The 3,675-nt window shown below is 64.3% G+C and carries 4 protein-coding genes; all 4 read right to left on the reverse strand.

The window, feature by feature from the left end; all coding sequences use genetic code 11:
• A partial coding sequence (gene surE, locus EOA33_RS28005) for a 5'/3'-nucleotidase SurE (RefSeq protein ID WP_127407115.1) occupies positions 1-580 on the reverse strand: 580 nt, incomplete at its 3' end.
• The gene (serS, locus tag EOA33_RS28010) at positions 580-1,884 is read right to left on the reverse strand and encodes a serine--tRNA ligase (protein ID WP_126054203.1); all 1,305 of its coding nucleotides are present in this window, start codon (positions 1,882-1,884) and stop codon (positions 580-582) included. The genes surE and serS, both read right to left, overlap by 1 nt.
• A gap of 96 nt (positions 1,885-1,980) precedes the next feature.
• Entirely contained in the window at positions 1,981-2,856 is an 876-nt protein-coding gene (gene tatC, locus EOA33_RS28015) for a twin-arginine translocase subunit TatC (RefSeq protein ID WP_126054202.1), read from the reverse strand.
• A complete protein-coding gene (tatB, locus tag EOA33_RS28020) occupies positions 2,853-3,611 on the reverse strand; it encodes a Sec-independent protein translocase protein TatB (RefSeq protein ID WP_126054201.1) in 759 nt (252 codons plus the stop codon). Before tatB ends, tatC begins: the two co-directional genes overlap by 4 nt.
• Positions 3,612-3,675 lie beyond the last annotated feature (64 nt).

The following is a 3,675-nucleotide window of genomic DNA, read 5'->3' on the forward strand; positions in this document are numbered from 1 at the left end:
CGTCCACCCACAGGCTGTGCACCAGCTTGCCTTGCGAGGTGACGACGGTGCCCTCGATCTCGTCGGGCGCGCAATTCGGAAAATTGACGTTGAGCAGCACGCCGTCCGGCAATGGCATTGCGACCAGCTTTTTCAGCAGCGCAGGCGCCAGCGCCTCGGTGGTCTCGTAGGGAACGACGCGGTCCTCGCCGGCATAGGAATAGGCCTGGCTGACCGCGATTGAGCGGACGCCGAGCAGCGCGCCCTCCATGGCGCCCGCGACGGTGCCCGAATAGGTGACGTCGTCGGCGATGTTGGCGCCGGAATTGACGCCGGACAGGATGAGGTCGGGCATGCCCGGCAGGATCTTCTTGACACCCATGATGACGCAATCGGTCGGCGTGCCGCGCACGGCGTAGTGCTTGTCGCCGATCTTCCTTAGCCGCAGCGGCTCGGAGATCGACAGCGAATGCGCGTAGCCGGATTGATCCTGCTCCGGCGCCACCACCCAGACGTCGTCCGACAGCGTACGCGCGATGCGCTCGAGCGACGCCAGGCCCTCGGCGTGGATGCCGTCGTCATTGGTCAGCAGAATGCGCATTACTTCGATTCGATCTTCGTCAGACCGCCCATGTAAGGCCGCAGCGCTTCAGGAATGGTTACGCTGCCATCCTCATTCTGGTAGTTTTCGATGACGGCGATCAGCGCGCGGCCGACGGCGGTGCCCGAACCGTTGAGTGTATGGACGAAGCGGTTGCCTTTGCCGTCCTTGTCCTTGTAGCGGGCATCCATGCGCCTGGCCTGGAAATCGCCGCAGACCGAGCAGGACGAGATTTCGCGATAGGCGTTCTGGCCGGGCAGCCACACCTCGATGTCATAGGTCTTGCGCGCGCCGAACCCCATGTCGCCGGTGCACAGCGTCACCGTGCGGAACGGCAGCTCCAGTCGCTTCAGCACCGCCTCGGCGCATTCCGTCATGCGCTCATGCTCGGCGATCGACGTCTCCTGATCGGTGAGAGAGACCAGCTCCACCTTGTAAAATTGGTGCTGGCGCAGCATGCCGCGCGTGTCGCGCCCTGCCGACCCCGCTTCCGAGCGGAAGCATGGCGTCAGCGCTGTAAAGCGCAACGGCAGTTTTTCGTGCGCGGTGATCTCCTCGCGCACGAGGTTGGTAAGCGACACTTCGGCGGTGGGGATCAAGCCCAGGCGGCCATCGCCATGCGGAGTGAAGAAGAGGTCGCCCTCGAATTTCGGCAATTGCCCGGTGCCGAACAGCACCTCGTCGCGCACCATCAATGGCGGCTGGACTTCCTCGTAGCCATGTTCGGTCGTGTGCAGGTCGAGCATGAACTGGCCAAGCGCGCGCTCCATACGCGCGAGTTGGCCGGTCAGCACCGTGAAGCGCGAGCCGGAAAGCCTCGCCGCCCGCTCGAAATCCATCATGCCCAGCGCTTCGCCGACCTCGAAGTGCTCCTTCACCCAGTTCGGCCGCGCCGGCGCCTTGCCGACAATGCGCTTGACGACATTGTCATGCTCGTCCCTGCCGACCGGCACATCGTCCAGCGGCACGTTGGGCAGCACGGCCAGCGCGTCGTTCAGCGCCTTGTCGAGCTCGCGCTCGCGCGCTTCGCCGTTCTGGATGAAGGCCTTGATCTCGCCGACTTCGGCCTTGAGCTTCTCGGCAAGCGCCGCGTCGCCCGAACGCATGGCGTTGCCGATCTCCTTTGAGGCGGCGTTGCGGCGTTCCTGCTTCACCTGCAGCTCTGTCAAATGCTCGCGCCGCGCCTCGTCCTTGGCGATCAGCCCGTCGACAGTGGATTGCGCCTCCCCGGCTGACCACGAGCGCTTCACCAACGCCTCGGCAAGAGCCTTCGGGTTGTCGCGAATCCATTTGATGTCAAGCATGGTTGTCCGTCCTTGGCTAAGGCCCGAGGGCGTAAACCGCATCCATGATCGATGCAAGACGGGCGAATGCCGCCGCCCGTGTTTTTCCGGCTCTGCCTAGCTTGGAGCCTGCGTCGACGACGCATCAGCGGCCTTCTCGGCCATTTCCGCTCCGGCCTCCTGCTTCTCGCGCGCCAGACGGTCCCGCTCCTGGCCGCGTTCGATCAGCCGGGCCGACCAGATGGCGACCTCGTAGAGCAGGATGGTCGGGATGGCGAGGCCGATCTGGCTCATCGGATCGGGCGGCGTCAGCACGGCGGCGACGACGAAGGCGATGACGATCGCCCATTTGCGCTTCTCGGCCAGCGCCTTCGACGACAGCATGCCGACTCTGGTCATCAGGCTGGTCACCACGGGCAACTGGAACACCAGGCCGAAGGAGAAGATCAGCGTCATGATCAGGCTGAGATATTCCGACACTTTTGGCAGCAGCGATATCTGCACCTGGTCGTTGGTGCCGGTCTGCTGCATGGCGAGGAAGAACCACATCACCATCGGCGTGAAGAAGAAATAGACCAGCGACGCGCCCATCAGGAACAGGATCGGCGAGGCGATCAGGAACGGCAGGAATGCGTTGCGCTCGTTCTTGTAGAGGCCGGGCGCGATGAATTTGTAGATCTGCGTAGCGATCAGCGGAAAGGCGATGACCATGCCGCCGAACATGGCAAGCTTCACCTGCGTGAAGAAGAACTCCTGCGGCGCGGTGTAGATCAGCTCGACCTTGTGCGGGTCGAGCCCGGCCCACTGGGTCGCCCACTTGAACGGGATGACCAGAAGGTTGAACAGCCGCTTGGCAAAGAAGAAGCAGACGAGGAAGGCGACAAAGAAGCCGCCGAGCGACCAGATCAGCCGCCGGCGCAGCTCGATCAGATGCTCGATCAGCGGCGCCGACGATTTCTCAATTTCGTCTCTTTCCTGGTCCGTGACGCTCACTTGGCGGCTCCCGCCGTCTTCTTAGGCGCGGGCTTCGTCGCCGGCGCGGGCTTCGTCGCCGGCGCGGGCTTCGTCGCCGGCGCGGGCTTCACATCAGCCTTGCTCGCCGCCTTGGTTGCGGCCGGCTTGGATGTCTTTGCTGGCGCGGCTGGCTTGGCCGCTTTCGCTGGCGTCGGCTTTGCCTTCGCAGCCGTCGCCCTCGCCACGGTTGCTGGTGCCTTGACGGCCTTCGCCGTGGCCGGCTTCTTGGCTTCCACCGTCTGCGGCGCCGCCGTTGCAGCGGCAACCGCCGGCGTTACCACGGCATCGTCGGTCATCGCTGGAAAGATCGGCGCCGCCGGCGTCGCTTCCGGCGCCTCGACGCCAGGCAATACCGTGGCGCCGTTCTTCAGCGGTTCGCTGGCTTGTGGCGTCGAAGCAACGGGCGTGGCCGGATCGACGGCAGGCTTCGGCTTCATCGCCGCATCGACGCCAGAGCGGACATCGGCCGCCGCCTGCTCGAACGGATTGAGCTGCTTGCGGATCTCGGCGACCGGGCTGAGCCCCCTGAGCTCGTCGACCGACTTCTTGACGTCGTCGAGCTCGGCTTCCTTCAGCGCCTCGTTGAACTGCTTCTGGAAGTCGGCGGCCATGGCGCGCAGCTTTGCCGTCGTGCGGCCGAAGGTGCGCAGCATATTGGGCAAATCCTTCGGCCCGACGACCACGATCATGACGACCGCGATCACCAGCATCTCGGTCCAGCCGACTTCAAACATGGCAATCTGTTCCGACTAGAACCTCGGGCTCAGCTCTTGCTGGCCTTCTCCTTCACCGCCGAAA

The organism is Mesorhizobium sp. M4A.F.Ca.ET.050.02.1.1, from assembly GCF_003997725.1.
Taxonomy (GTDB): domain Bacteria; phylum Pseudomonadota; class Alphaproteobacteria; order Rhizobiales; family Rhizobiaceae; genus Mesorhizobium.